Origin of the sequence: Pseudomonas sp. MYb541 (genome assembly GCF_037479595.1) — a bacterium.
Lineage (GTDB): Bacteria > Pseudomonadota > Gammaproteobacteria > Pseudomonadales > Pseudomonadaceae > Aquipseudomonas > Aquipseudomonas canadensis.
In genome coordinates, this window is record NZ_JBBGYS010000041.1 from 14515 (window position 1) to 27629 (window position 13115).

The window sequence follows — 13115 nt, forward strand, 5'->3', positions numbered from 1 at the left end:
GCGGAAGTATGGCAACCAGATTGTCCGGGGCTCCCCTCATTCGCGCGTCGATTTTTCGGCGACATAGAAAGACCACTCTTACACCTCGGCCAACCACTTCCGACAGCCACCTCCGAAAAACCTAACAGTCACGAAAAATGACGAGCCCATTTCGACGATAAACGTTATGTATTTGGATGTTATGGGCAAGAAGCCCACATCTCCATTCGCCTCATGAAGGAACGCCTTGGGCGACCAACGCACGCGCTTCGTCCCGCGCCGTGCGCGCGTCTTTGAGACTGACTGCCGGGTAAACGCCCAGTGAAATACGCGCTTGCTTGCCCAGCCAATAGAAGCGGAAGTACCATTGCTTGGCACCCTTGAGACCCACGAACAGCGCAAGCCCACCCGAGTCTTTGAGGGTGTAATTTTTACCGGAAGGTTTCGCCTGGCGAACGGCGGTATCGGTCAAGGCCATGAGTACATCTCCCGTCTCGTAGGGTCGAGGAGATGTATATCGATGCCGGACCGGGGCGTTCCCCCCAAAAACCGTTGTGCTCGCTGCCCGGATTCTATGTACTCAAAACTGTACTTAAGAAACGTGGCTGGAGGCGGATTCTGGTGAATCGCACTGGAACGAAAAAAGACGCCTAAGCGTCTATTTTCAATAACCTACAGACTTCCATGGAACTCTGTAGATCGATATTTGGAGCGGGAAACGAGACTCGAACTCGCGACCCCGACCTTGGCAAGGTCGTGCTCTACCAACTGAGCTATTCCCGCGTCTTGGTGATGCGCATTCTATAGAATTATCAGAACCCGTCAACCCTTTGATTCAAAAAAGTTTTATTTCTTTTCAACGGTAGTGCGCAGATGCGGCCAGGCCGCGCGTAAATACTGGAGCATGGACCACAAGGTCAGGCCAGCGGCGATCAGCAGCAAGGCGTAGCCAGTCAGGACCCAGAAGGAGAAGTCCGACGGGTTGGCCAGTAGGATAACCAGCGCAAGCATTTGCGCGGCGGTTTTCCACTTGCCCATGTTGGACACGGCCACGTGAGCGCGGGCGCCGATTTCGGCCATCCATTCACGCAGGGCCGAGACGACGATCTCGCGACCGATGATCACGGCGGCTGGCAAGGTCAGCCACAGGTTGCCGTGTTCTTGCACCAGTAGAACCAACGCGACAGCCACCATGAGCTTGTCGGCCACCGGGTCCAGGAACGCGCCGAACGGCGTGCTCTGCTCCAGGCGACGGGCCAGGTAGCCGTCGAGCCAGTCGGTGGCGGCCGCGAAGGCGAACACGGAACTGGAGGCCGCATAGCTCCATTCGTACGGCAAATAGAACAACAGAATGAAAATCGGGATAAGCAGGACGCGTAGAACGGTGATCAGATTAGGGATATTCATCGGCACAACTGGCTACGAGGTGGAAAGGCATTCTATTCGCTGTGCAGATTCGCATAAATCAACTCAGCGAGCTTTTTACTGATACCGGGTGCTTTGGCTATTTCGTCAATGCTGGCACGGGATAGCTCTTGCAAGCCACCAAAATGTTTAAGCAAGTCGCGTCGCCGTGTCGGCCCGACCCCCGCCACCCCTTCCAGGGTTGAGGTTCGTCGGGTTTTGCCGCGCCGGGCACGGTGGCCGGTAATGGCGAAACGGTGGGCTTCGTCACGGATCTGTTGGATCAGGTGCAGCGCAGGTGAGTCGCCCTTCAAGGTGAACTCATGAGCGGCATCATTCAAGTACAACGTCTCGAAACCGGCCTTGCGCGTGGCGCCCTTGGCCACGCCGAGCAGGATCAGATCCGGCACCGCCAGCTCGTTGAGCACGTCGCGGGCCATGGACAACTGCCCCTTGCCGCCGTCCACCAACAGGATATCCGGCAGTTTGCCCTCGCCGTCCTTCAGTTTGCTGAAGCGCCGTGTCAGGGCCTGGTGCATGGCGGCATAGTCATCGCCGGCGGTGACGCCTTCGATGTTATAACGCCGATAATCGGATTTGATCGGCCCTTCCGGCCCGAACACCACACAGGACGCCACGGTGGCTTCGCCGCTGGAGTGGCTGATGTCATAGCACTCCAGGCGCTGCGGCGGCTCGTCCAGATTGAGGACTTCGGCCAGGGCGTCGAAGCGCGCGGCGACGTGCTGTCGATTGGCCAGGCGCGCCCCCAGAGCCTGTTCGGCATTGGTTACGGCCAGTTGTTGCCAGCGCGCGCGGGTGCCGCGTACACGGTGGCTGATATCCAACTCGCGGCCGCGCAGTTCGTGGATCGCCTCGATCAGCGTGGGGAAATCTTCATGCACCACGTTGACGATCAGCTCCGACGGCAAATCGCGCTCGGGACTGCTGACGTAGTACTGGCCAAGGAAAGCTGCCATGACTTCGGCCACTTCCTCATCTATACCGGTCTGCGGGAAGAAGTTCTTGCTGCCCAATACCCGCCCGCCACGCACGCTGATCAGGTGCACACAGGCGCCGCCCGGGTTGACGAAGGCCGCAATCACGTCGACGTCGCCGGTGCCGCCTTCCATGCTCTGCTGGTCCTGGACGCGGCGCAGCAGCGAAATCTGGTCACGCAGCTCGGCGGCGCGCTCGAAGTCCAGGGTGCTGGCGGCCTGCTCCATGGCGCCGGAGAGCTCATCGGTCAAGGCATTACTGCGGCCTTCAAGGAACATCACCGAATGGCGTACATCCTCGGCGTACTCCGCCGGTTCGACCAGGCCCACACAAGGCGCCTTGCAACGCTTGATCTGGTATTGCAGGCAAGGCCGTGTGCGGTTCTTGTAGAAACTGTCTTCGCACTGGCGCACAAAAAATGTCTTTTGCAGCAGGCTCAGGCTCTCGCGGATCGCGCCCGCACTGGGATAGGGTCCGAAATACTTGCCCTTCTGCTTCTTCGCGCCACGGTGAATGCTCAGCCGTGGGAAGTTGCCATCGGATAAAAACACATAGGGGTAGGATTTATCGTCTCGCAGCAGGATGTTGTAGGGCGGCCGCCACTCCTTGATCAGCGTCTGCTCAAGCAGCAGCGCTTCGGTTTCATTGGCGGTGATGGTGGTTTCGACCTGAGCGATACGCGCCACCAGCGCAGCGGTTTTCGGCGCGAGACCGCTCTTGCGAAAGTAGCTCGCCAGACGGTTCTTCAGGTTCTTGGCTTTGCCGACATAAAGCAGGCGCGCCTCGCTGTCGAACATGCGGTACACGCCGGGACGGCCGCTGCAGGTCGAGAGAAAGGCACTGGGATCAAACGGCGTGGTCATGTCAGGCGCTGGCGTCCACCATGCCGTGGCGCACCGCGAGCAGGGTCAATTCAACATCACTGCTGATGGCGAGCTTCTCGAAAATGCGATAACGGTAGGTGTTGACGGTCTTGGGCGACAGGCACAGTTTGTCAGAGATGCTCTGCACCTTCTGGCAGCCGACGATCATCAAGGCAATCTGGATTTCCCGCTCCGACAGCGCATCGAACGGTGAGTCGCTGACGGGCTGGAAGGATTTGATGGCCAATTGCTGGGCAATCTGTGGGCTGATGTAACGCTGGCCGGCAAACACCAGGCGAATGGCTTGCACCATCTCCGCCAGGCCTGCGCCCTTGGTCAGGTAACCCGCCGCCCCAGCCTGCAACAAGCGCGTCGGGAACGGGTCTTCTTCACACACAGTGACCACCACCACTTTGATGTCCGGATGGCTGCGCAACAATTTGGTCGTGGCACCAAGACCGCCTATACCGGGCATCTTGACGTCCATCAGCACCACATCGGGTTTCAACTCCCGAGCCTTGATCAGGGACTCTTCCCCGGACTCGGCCTGGCCGACTACTTGCAGGCCATCGATGTCAGCCAGCATTCGTGTAATGCCTGTACGAACGAGATCATGGTCATCGACTACTAGCACCCTAATCAAGCAGACACCTCGCGATATGGTCTTATAGGTTGCTGAACACCTTAGCAAAAAACCAAGGCGCAGACCTAGCTGCAAGCGTCATATATATAGTGTTTGAACACACAGTAGCCGCCCACCGAGAAGTGGACGGCTCTATTTACTGGGCAGCGGGTCAGGAATCCTGGGGCTGCGGCTTGGTTTTTCCGTTATGCGCAAAAGAATGCTCGGCCAGGGTCGAGGTCAAACGGCGGATCGCGTCTTGGTCCTCCTTGAACATGGCGCGGTAGTCCGCCAGGACTTTCTCCCGCCCTAGGTGCCCGTCCCCCACTTTCGTATTTCCCTTGTGCATTAGCCTTGACCAGTATGCGCGTATTGGAATGGGCCACAGAAATTAGCTGGATGGGCAGGCACGCTCCATGCGCCAGAAGCAATCCTCCTCACCGACAATGCTCAAGCCCCTGCGCTGATAAAGCCTCCTGGCCGGATTGGTCTTGAATACGGTCAAACGCAACAGACCCAACGCCTGCGCCTTGGACGCCATCTGCTCCAGCACCCAGCTGCCTGCGCCAAGTCCGCGACAGGTCTCGAGCATGTGCAGCTCGCGGATATAGAGCGCGCGGCTATCGCGGCTCAGGCTGACAAAGCCCATCACCACGTCGTCATTGCAGATCAGCCAGTTTTCACGGCCGCCCCAAGCGACGTCGAAGCCATCGTTAGACCACATCAGGTCGTATTGCTGGTAATAGCGGCTCATGGCCTCGAAGGTCAGGCTTCGGGCGAATGGCAGGTCCCGATCAGTTGCCGCGCGCAGTTGGAACGCCATTTTAGACAGCCACCACTTGCCCAGCCCACTGCCCACCCTCACGACGGGCAATCACCAGCGAGTCGCCGACACCGGAGGCGGCGGCGACTAAACCGCCATCAGCCGCCCAGATAGCGCTGCGACCAGCGCAGACATAACCACCGGATGGACCACCATGGTTGGCCATCAACACCAGCAGCCCATGTTCGACCGCATAGCCTTGGAGCAATGTGCTATCGGTCGCGTAGCCGCCCTCGCTGATCAGCACACCAGCGGCATAAATCGTAGCACCCGCCTCAGCCGCCCGACGTGGATGGCTGGCATGGGAGAAGTCCGCGCATACCGCCAAAGCTATCCGATCATCCCCCCACTCCAAGGCCGAACCGCCCTGCCCTGGGACAAACGCAACCTCTTCGCCAGGGTGCAGATGCTGTTTGGTGTAGATCGCCAGCGAGCCATCCACCCCCAGCACCAGTGCGCCGATCAACACGCCCAAGCCAGGCGCCAGGCGGATAGGCATGCCCACCACCGCCGTCAACCGCAGCTCCCGCGCCATTTCGCGCAGCGGCGTCAAGACCCTGTCGCCTGGCTCAATCGCTAACCCGGCCGCCAGGGACGGTTCATAACCTGTCAACGAAAGCTCTGGAAACACCAGCAACTGCACACCCTGCTTCGCCGCCGCACGCATGAACACCAGGTGCCGCTCAATATTGGCCGGCAGATTGCCCGCGATAGAAACGGATTGTGCAGCAGCAATGGTCAAGGCGGTCATGGTCGCGTTCCAGCATTGTCAGAGTATGATCAGCATATCGGCACTCTCCCATAGCCGTAAGTCCCCCACGACGATAGAAATTTCTGATTGAAACCACCCGTGCGCGTCGAGTAAGCTCTGCCCATCATTTGGAGACACACCATGTTGCAACTCACCCACACTCAGGTTTGCTCTGCTGCCAGCGCCCCGCGCTCGGTGTCGGCTACCCGTGTGAACGGTTCGAGCGCACTGGTCAGCTTTTATTTTGGGTATTGGTTTAGCCACTGGCGCGCCTGATACCTGAACTCGGCGCCCACTACTCAAGGGGTCGCCTACCAGAGAAATCTAACCCCCGGTCGGCTCCCCGACCGGGGGTTTTGTTTTTTCAGCCTCTAAAACTTTTTGAAGAACACTTAAAGGACACACGACATGAACTACGCCACCTATTACCGCTACGACACTTCCACTGCATGGCGATTTAGCCAGCTCCGCTCGGGACAGCCTGCCGCCTCCGATCGGTCACCTCTTGGTGGCAAGCCAACACACGTAGCCAATACGGTCAATTGTCGAACACCCCAGTAGGGCAGAGCGCGCGGGAACAGCCCGCCGCTTGCCCAGGAAGCCTTGAACATGAACTCTGCCACCGCCGCTCTGCCGATTTCTGCACTGACCAGCGCCAATGAAGCCCTGACCCAGCGCCTGCCCAGCTCCCTTGAGCTCAAGCACCAACTGCCTCTCAGCCCGTTCCTCAACGAACAAGTCCACGCCCATCGCCAAGCCGTGCGCGCTATCCTCAATGGCGAAGATTCCCGCTTGCTGGTGATTGTCGGCCCGTGCTCGATTCACGACCCTGAGTCGGCCATGGAATACGCACGCAACCTGAAGAAACTCGCGCTGGAAGTCAGCGACCAGATGCTGCTGGTGATCCGCGCCTACGTCGAAAAACCGCGCACCACCATCGGCTGGAAAGGCCTGGCCTACGACCCTCATTTGGACGGCAGCGATGACATGGCCGCCGGCCTCACCCTGTCCCGCGAACTGATGCGCGAAATGCTGCGCCTGGGCCTGCCGGTCGCCACTGAGCTGCTGCAACCTATGGCAGCCGGCTACTTCGATGACCTGCTCAGCTGGGTCGCGATTGGCGCGCGCACCACCGAATCGCAGATCCACCGCGAAATGGCCAGCGGCCTGGGCATGCCCGTGGGCTTCAAGAACGGCACCGACGGCGGCGTCGCGATTGCCTGTGACGCGATGCGCTCGGCATCCCACCCGCACCGTCACTTCGGCGTCGACAGCCAGGGCCACCCGGCGATCATCCAGACCCCAGGCAACCCCGACACGCACTTGGTGCTGCGCGGCGGGCACCGTGGGCCGAACTACGATGCGCAAAGCGTGGCGCAGGTGAAGCACGACCTGGCCAAGTCCAAGGTAGCGGCGCGGATCATGGTCGATTGCAGCCACGCCAACAGCGGCAAAGACCCTTTGCGTCAACCGGCGGTGTTCAACGAAGTGCTGGAACAGCGGTTGCAGGGCGACACCTCGCTGATCGGCATGATGCTCGAAAGCCACCTGTTCGAAGGCTGCCAGCCGTTGAGTGAGTCGATGAAATACGGCGTGTCAGTGACCGATGGTTGCCTGGGCTGGGATGGCACTGAGCAGTTGCTGCGCCGTGCTGCCGAGCGTTTGCGGCAACAACACAAAACCAACTGACTGGTCGAGATCGAAATGTGGGAGCTGGCTTGCCTGCGATGGCGGAGTGTCAGGCTACAAATCTGTAGCTGATGTACCGTTATCGCAGGCAAGCCAGCTCCCACATTTGATCAGTGTTTGGCTCACGACAGGGGATACAGCGCCTCATCAAACTGCTCAAGCTTCGGAAACACCAAGGGTTGCTCATCCGCCAACCCTTGCAGCCGTTGCGCATACCCCACCAGGAAATCCTGCCGTGCCTCGGCGCTGATGTACGGCACATGCCATGCCACAAACGGCGCCAGCACGTCATACCCCACATACGCCAACGTCCCGCGCAGAATTGGCCGCAACATGTCCTCCAGCGGTCCATGAATCGCGCCCGCACCAAACATATGCTCGCGCCCGCCCAGGGTCACCGTGACCATCGCCCGCTTGCCCGCCAGGCCGCCTTGATCGTAAAAGCGCTTGCCGCCGTAACACACGCCCGACACCAGCACCCGGTCAATCCAGCCCTTGAGCATGGCCGGTGCGGAGAACCAGAAGATCGGAAAGTTGAGGATCAGCAGATCTGCCCACAACAACTTGTCCAACTCGCCCTGGATATCCGCGGCGATCGACTGCTTCTTCACCCCCAGCCGCTGCTCCAGGGCATACACCAGGTAATCGGGATTTTCCCGCGTCGAAAAGTCCGCCGCCGACGCCACCGGGTTCCACTGCATGGCGTACAAATCGCTGACCTTTACCTCATGCCCCTGGCCTTCCAGCGTGGCCACCGCCTGATCGCGCAAGGCAGCGGTGAATGACTGCGGCTCGGGGTGCGCGTGAACAATCAAAACCTTCATACAAACTCCTCAAACGGTGTGCGCCGCCCGTTGGGCCAGCAAATGATCGAGCCAGTCGGGGTCCATCTCGGGCTCCGATGAAAACAGCAGGCCGGTGTAGTCCTGGTACGGCGGGGTGAAAATCGCGCTGCGAGTGCCCTGGTCCACCACCCTGCCCCGCTGCATCACCACCACTTCGTCGGCGATGGCGCGCACGGTGGCGACGTCATGGGTGATAAACAGGTAGCCCACGCCCAGTTGCTGCTGGATGCGGTTGAGCAACTTCAGCACGCCCTCGGCCACCAGTTGATCGAGGGCCGATGTGACTTCATCACAGATGATCAGTTGCGGGTCAGCTGCCAAGGCGCGGGCAATGCAGATACGCTGTTTCTGGCCACCGGACAGTTCCCTCGGTTGGCGCTCCATGAACACCGCCGGGTCCAACTCGATCATCTCCAGCAACTCGGCGACACGAGCGCGCATCGCCTTGCCCTTGAGCCCCAGGTAAAACGTCAGCGGCCGGCCAATGATGTCGACGATGCGCTGGCGCGGGTTCAGCGCGGTGTCGGGGATCTGGTAGATCATCTGGATCCGCCGCAATTGCTCCTTGCTGCGCTGACGAAAGTCGACTGGCAACGCCTCGCCGTCGTACAGCACCTGCCCCGCCGTGGCCGGCAACAGTCCGGTAATCAACCGCGCTGTGGAGCTCTTGCCGCTGCCCGACTCACCGATCACTGCCAGGGTCTGGCCGCGATAGAGCTTCATCGACACGTCATGCAGCACCGGCTGATGCCCATAACTGGCGCTCACTTGGCACACCTCCAGCAGTGGCCGTTCCTGCGTCGGACAGGCCTTGGGCTCGGTGCGAAAACTGCGCACCGCCCACAGGGATTTGGTGTAGTCCTGCTGCGGCTGGCTGAGCATGCTGCGGGTGTCCGCCTCTTCTACCAACTTGCCGTGGCGCAGCACCATGATACGGTCGGCCATCTGCGCCACCACCGCCAGGTCGTGGCTGATGTACAGCGCGGCACTGCCGTAGGTTTTCACCGCATCGCGGATCGCGGCCAGCACGTCTATCTGGGTGGTCACGTCGAGGGCCGTGGTGGGCTCGTCAAAGATGATCAGGTCCGGGTGGCTGGCCATGGCCATCGCGGTCATGACACGCTGCAACTGCCCGCCGGAGACTTGATGAGGATAACGCTGGCCGATGGTTTCCGGGTTGGGCAGGCGCAGCACGCGATACAACTCCACCGCTTCACGCTCGGCCTGGGCGCGATCGATACCGCCATTGATCACCGCCGTTTCCACATGCTGATCGATCAGGCGATGCGCCGGGTTGAACGACGCCGCCGCGCTCTGCGCCACATAGGCAATGCGCAGGCCACGCAGCTTGCGCAGCGCCTCGGGCTTGGCCTGCAGCAATTGGATGCCGTCAAAACACACCCAGCCGCCAATGATGCGGCAACCGTCCCGCGCATACCCCATCGCCGCCAGCCCCAGGGTGGATTTGCCCGCCCCCGACTCGCCGATCAAACCCAGCACTTCACCGCGTTGCAAGGTCAGGTCGATGCCCTTGATCAGCGGGTGCCAGGCGTCTTCGTAATGCCCTTCGATCTGCAGGTTGCGGATTTCCAGCAATGGCTTGTCCATCCTTCAACACTCCTTCAGGCCGCTGGATTTGTGCAGCATCCAGTCGACGACAAAATTCACGCTGACGGTGATCAACGCCACCGCCAGGGCCGGCAGCAACGGGCTGATGTCGCCGAAGGTGATCAACACCGCGTTGTCACGCACCATGCTGCCCCAGTCGGCAGTGGGCGGCTGAATGCCCAGGCCAAGGAACGACAACGCGCTGATAAACAGGAACACAAAACAGAAGCGCAGGCCGAATTCGGCAATCAGCGGCGCGGCAGCGTTGGGCAACACTTCGCGGGTGACCAGCCACCACAGGCCTTCGCCGCGCAGGCGGGCGGCTTCGACAAAGTCCTGCACCACCACAGTCATTGCCACCGCACGGGACAGGCGAAACACCCGTGTGGAATCCAGCAACGCAATCACCAACACCAACGACGTGGCGTTGGTGCCCACTACGCTGAGAATCAGCAAGGCGAAGATCAGTTGCGGGATCGCCATCAGCACATCCACCACCCGCGACAAGCCCTGGTCAATCCAACCGCCCTTGATCGCCGCCACCAAGCCACTCAATCCACCCAACAAAAACGCCAGCGTAGTCGTCAGGAAAGCAATGCCCAGCGTGTTGCGCGCGCCGTACACCAAGCGGCTGAACATATCGCGCCCCAGGTTATCGGTGCCCAGCAGGAACTGGCCGCTCCAGGGCGCAAAGCCCTCGCCCACTACCTGGGTTTCGCCATAGGGCGCCAGCAACGGCGCAAACACAGCCACCGCGATATACAACAGAATAATCAGCAAGCCGAACTTGGCGCTCAACGGCGCACGGGCCACTTGGCTCAGCAGGTTCATGGGCTACCCCTTGGGATGCATCAGGCGTGGGTTGCTGGCGATGGACAACACGTCCGCCCCGGTATTGAGCAGGATGTAAGTGGCGGCAAAGATCAGGCTGCACGCCTGCACCACCGGGATGTCGCGCTTGGATACCGAGTCCACCAGCAACTGGCCAAGGCCCGGATAGACAAACACCACTTCGACTACCACCACCCCCACCACCAGATAGGCCAGGTTCAGCGCGATCACGTTGACGATCGGCGCCAGCGCGTTGGGCAACGCATGCCGCCAGATAATCCGCGACTGACGGATGCCCTTCAGGCGAGCCATTTCGATATAGGGGCTGGCGAGCAGGTTGATCAGGGACGCGCGGGTCATGCGCATCATCTGCGCGATCACCACCAGGCTCAGGGTCGCCACCGGCAGTACCGAGCGTTCCAGGATCGTGCCAAAGGTGGCATCCGGCGCCAGGTTGGACAGGCTGGGGAACCAGCCGAGTTTCACCGAGAACACCAGGATCAGCAGGTAGGCGACGAAGAACTCCGGAAACGACACGGCGCTCAACGCCGAGGTATTGAGCAGGCGATCGAACCAGCTGTTGCGGTACAGCGCTGCCAGCATGCCCAGCACCAGCGCCGTGGGCACCGAAACCAACGCCGCCAATGCAGCCAGGCTCAGGGTGTTACCCAATCGCGCGCCGATCAGCTCGGCGATGGGCCGTTGATTGGCCAGCGACGCCCCCAGGTCGCCGTGCAGCAGGCGCAGCAACCATTGCGCAAAGCGCGTGAACGGCGGCAGATCCAGGCCCAACTGCGCGCGAAACGCCGCCACGGTTTCCGGTGTGGCGGACTGGCCGAGCATGGCCTGGGCAATATCCCCCGGCAGCATGCCCACGGCGAGAAAGATGATCACCGACACGGCGAACAACGACAGCACACCCAGGGCCAGGCGTTGCAGGACCAGCTTCAACAGGCTATTCATAGCGACACCTTCCAGAAACCATCACCGTTCGACTGTGGGAGGGGGCTTGCCCCCGATCGCGGTGGACCCGCAATCGATTCGGTGACTGACACACCGTCATCGGGGGCAAGCCCCCTCCCACATTTTTGGTCTTCATTGTCTGGAGGATCTCTAGGCCTGCCACCACCGCTCGATCAGCCGCAGCCCATCCAACTCACCATAGGGCGCGGTCAGCGGCCCGTGGTTGACCTTGTTCGAGCGCGCCGCCACGGAGCTGGCAAACAGCGGCACAATCGCGCCGCCGTCATCCCGGCACAGCGCCTGCATTTCGTTGTACATCTCCTGGCGCAACGGCGCGTTCATCTCGCCACGGGCGGCGTTGAGCAGTTGGTTGAAGCGCGGGTTGTCCCAGTGGGTTTCATTCCACGCCGCGCCTTTGGCGTAGCCGATGCTGAACATGCGGTCGGCGGTCAGGCTGCTGTACCAGAACGAAGTGGTGAACGGCTGCTTCATCCAGACGTTGGAGAAGAACCCATCGGCCGGTTCACGCACTACATCGATGTCGATACCCGCTTGGCGTGCCTGCTCCTTGAACAATACCGAGGCGTCCACCGCACCGGTGTAGGCCGCGTCAGAAGCTTGCAGGCGCACCTTGAGCGACTCCACACCGGCCTTGCGCAGGTAGAAGCGCGACTTGTCCGGGTCGTAGGCACGCTGCTCCAGTGCCGCGTTGATAAAGCGACTGCCGGGCTGGATCGGGTGGTCGTTGCCCACCAGGCCGTAGCCGTGCAGTACCGAAGCCAACAGCGTCTCACGGTTGATCGCGTGCTTCATCGCCATGCGGATGTCGTTGTTCTTGAACTCGTTGCTGTCGCACAGCATCGGGAAGGTGTAGTGCTGGGCGCCTTTGGTTTCCTCGATCACCAGCGCTGGATTGCGCTTGAGCAAGGCCACGGTCTTCAGGTCGACCTTGTTGATCACATCCACCTGGCCGGTGACCAGCGCATTGACCCGCGCGGCGCCGTCGGCGATGGCAAGCAATTCGGCACTGGCGAAGTGCGCGCGGTCGGGTTTCCAGTAGTCGGGGTTGCGTTCAAGGTCCATCCGCACGCCGGGTTCGAAGCTTTTCAGGCGATAGCCACTGGTGCCCACGCCGGCTTGCCACTCAGCCACGCCGTCCTTGGCGGGCATGATCACCAGGTGGTAATCGGCGACGACGTAGGCGAAGTCGGCATTGCCTGAATGCAGTTCGAACACCACCGCATCGCTGCCCTTGGCGCTCACGCTGGCGACATCACCCAGCACGGTCTTGGCCGCCGAAGTGGACTTGGCGTCCAGGTGATGGTTGATCGAGGCCACCACGTCTTCGGCGGTCAGACCTTTACCGTTATGGAAGGTTACGCCAGGGCGCAGGTGGAAGGTCCACACCCGAGCATCCGGCGTGGACTCAAAGCGCTCGGCCAGTTCGGGAATCGCGCTGCCGTCCACCGCGATTTCCGTGAGGGTGTTGTACACCGCCGAGAAACCGACAAAGGTGAAGGTATCGACCCAGGAACCCGGATCGCGGGAATCGGTGGTGCTGCCACCGGCCAGGCCCAGGCGCAGCACGCCGCCCGGTTTGGGCGTGGCGTCTGCGGCAAACGCCTGCAACGGCAAGCCCATGGAAAACGCCGCGGCCACCGCGCCAGCCACGGCGCTGTGTTTGAGGAAGTCGCGGCGGTGCATCGCTTGAGTCATTTTGTTGTTGTTTTCGCTCATGGTC

The 13115-nt window shown here is 60.9% G+C and carries 11 protein-coding genes, 1 tRNA gene and 2 pseudogenes; 1 reads left to right on the forward strand and 13 read right to left on the reverse strand.

From position 1 onward, the window contains the following. Positions 1-220: 220 nt before the first annotated feature. From WH299_RS22750 to WH299_RS22785, 8 genes and pseudogenes are all read right to left on the reverse strand, one after another. Positions 221-457: pseudogene (locus tag WH299_RS22750) on the reverse strand (Arm DNA-binding domain-containing protein); the annotation flags it as partial. A 229-nt stretch (positions 458-686) separates the two neighbouring features. After that, positions 687-762 (reverse strand) — tRNA-Gly (locus tag WH299_RS22755). 63 nt (positions 763-825) lie between these two features. Next, positions 826-1386 (reverse strand): CDP-diacylglycerol--glycerol-3-phosphate 3-phosphatidyltransferase, encoded by a 561-nt coding sequence (pgsA, locus tag WH299_RS22760; protein ID WP_003232771.1) that lies wholly within the window; start codon positions 1384-1386, stop codon positions 826-828. A gap of 32 nt (positions 1387-1418) precedes the next feature. Beyond that, on the reverse strand, positions 1419-3242 hold the full coding sequence (uvrC, locus tag WH299_RS22765; RefSeq protein ID WP_122724365.1) for an excinuclease ABC subunit UvrC: 1824 nt from the start codon (positions 3240-3242) through the stop codon (positions 1419-1421). A gap of 1 nt (position 3243) precedes the next feature. Continuing rightward, positions 3244-3885 (reverse strand): response regulator transcription factor GacA, encoded by a 642-nt coding sequence (gene gacA / locus WH299_RS22770; RefSeq protein ID WP_016977368.1) that lies wholly within the window; start codon positions 3883-3885, stop codon positions 3244-3246. 151 nt (positions 3886-4036) lie between these two features. Continuing rightward, positions 4037-4223 (reverse strand): annotated as a pseudogene (locus tag WH299_RS22775) (transcriptional regulator); the annotation flags it as partial. Between the two features lie 32 nt (positions 4224-4255). Further along, positions 4256-4687, reverse strand: coding sequence for a GNAT family N-acetyltransferase (locus WH299_RS22780; protein WP_123474181.1), 432 nt, complete (start codon positions 4685-4687; stop codon positions 4256-4258). Position 4688: 1 nt separating this feature from the next. Then, positions 4689-5438 carry a carbon-nitrogen hydrolase family protein gene (locus WH299_RS22785; protein ID WP_339551362.1) on the reverse strand — a complete coding sequence of 250 codons (750 nt, stop codon included), beginning with the start codon at positions 5436-5438 and terminating at the stop codon, positions 4689-4691. Between the two features lie 609 nt (positions 5439-6047). Here WH299_RS22785 and WH299_RS22790 point away from each other — a divergent pair. Further along, on the forward strand, positions 6048-7127 hold the full coding sequence (locus WH299_RS22790) for a 3-deoxy-7-phosphoheptulonate synthase (RefSeq protein WP_123474183.1): 1080 nt from the start codon (positions 6048-6050) through the stop codon (positions 7125-7127). A gap of 122 nt (positions 7128-7249) precedes the next feature. Here the strand turns inward: WH299_RS22790 and WH299_RS22795 are convergent, their stop codons facing one another. From WH299_RS22795 to WH299_RS22815, 5 genes are all read right to left on the reverse strand, one after another. Beyond that, positions 7250-7951, reverse strand: a complete 702-nt coding sequence (locus WH299_RS22795; RefSeq protein WP_122724357.1) for an NAD(P)H-dependent oxidoreductase — start codon at positions 7949-7951, stop codon at positions 7250-7252. A 9-nt stretch (positions 7952-7960) separates the two neighbouring features. Continuing rightward, on the reverse strand, positions 7961-9580 hold the full coding sequence (locus tag WH299_RS22800) for an ABC transporter ATP-binding protein (protein ID WP_339551363.1): 1620 nt from the start codon (positions 9578-9580) through the stop codon (positions 7961-7963). 3 nt (positions 9581-9583) lie between these two features. After that, a complete protein-coding gene (locus WH299_RS22805) occupies positions 9584-10411 on the reverse strand; it encodes an ABC transporter permease (protein WP_028619646.1) in 828 nt (275 codons plus the stop codon). Between the two features lie 3 nt (positions 10412-10414). Continuing rightward, positions 10415-11374, reverse strand: a complete 960-nt coding sequence (locus WH299_RS22810; protein WP_122724351.1) for an ABC transporter permease — start codon at positions 11372-11374, stop codon at positions 10415-10417. A 150-nt stretch (positions 11375-11524) separates the two neighbouring features. Next, a complete protein-coding gene (locus WH299_RS22815; RefSeq protein WP_339551364.1) occupies positions 11525-13111 on the reverse strand; it encodes an ABC transporter substrate-binding protein in 1587 nt (528 codons plus the stop codon). Positions 13112-13115 lie beyond the last annotated feature (4 nt).

Excerpts from the sequence above, each read along its gene's own strand:
- WH299_RS22815 (WP_339551364.1), bottom strand. The coding sequence starts at position 13,111 with ATGAGCGAAAACAACAACAAAATGACTCAAGCGATGCACCGCCGCGAC.
- WH299_RS22805 (WP_028619646.1), bottom strand. The coding sequence starts at position 10,411 with ATGAACCTGCTGAGCCAAGTGGCCCGTGCGCCGTTGAGCGCCAAGTTC.
- WH299_RS22790 (WP_123474183.1), top strand. The coding sequence starts at position 6,048 with ATGAACTCTGCCACCGCCGCTCTGCCGATTTCTGCACTGACCAGCGCC.
- WH299_RS22795 (WP_122724357.1), bottom strand. The coding sequence starts at position 7,951 with ATGAAGGTTTTGATTGTTCACGCGCACCCCGAGCCGCAGTCATTCACC.
- WH299_RS22810 (WP_122724351.1), bottom strand. The coding sequence starts at position 11,374 with ATGAATAGCCTGTTGAAGCTGGTCCTGCAACGCCTGGCCCTGGGTGTG.
- pgsA (WP_003232771.1), bottom strand. The coding sequence starts at position 1,386 with ATGAATATCCCTAATCTGATCACCGTTCTACGCGTCCTGCTTATCCCG.
- WH299_RS22800 (WP_339551363.1), bottom strand. The coding sequence starts at position 9,580 with ATGGACAAGCCATTGCTGGAAATCCGCAACCTGCAGATCGAAGGGCAT.
- WH299_RS22780 (WP_123474181.1), bottom strand. The coding sequence starts at position 4,687 with ATGGCGTTCCAACTGCGCGCGGCAACTGATCGGGACCTGCCATTCGCC.
- WH299_RS22785 (WP_339551362.1), bottom strand. The coding sequence starts at position 5,438 with ATGACCGCCTTGACCATTGCTGCTGCACAATCCGTTTCTATCGCGGGC.
- uvrC (WP_122724365.1), bottom strand. The coding sequence starts at position 3,242 with ATGACCACGCCGTTTGATCCCAGTGCCTTTCTCTCGACCTGCAGCGGC.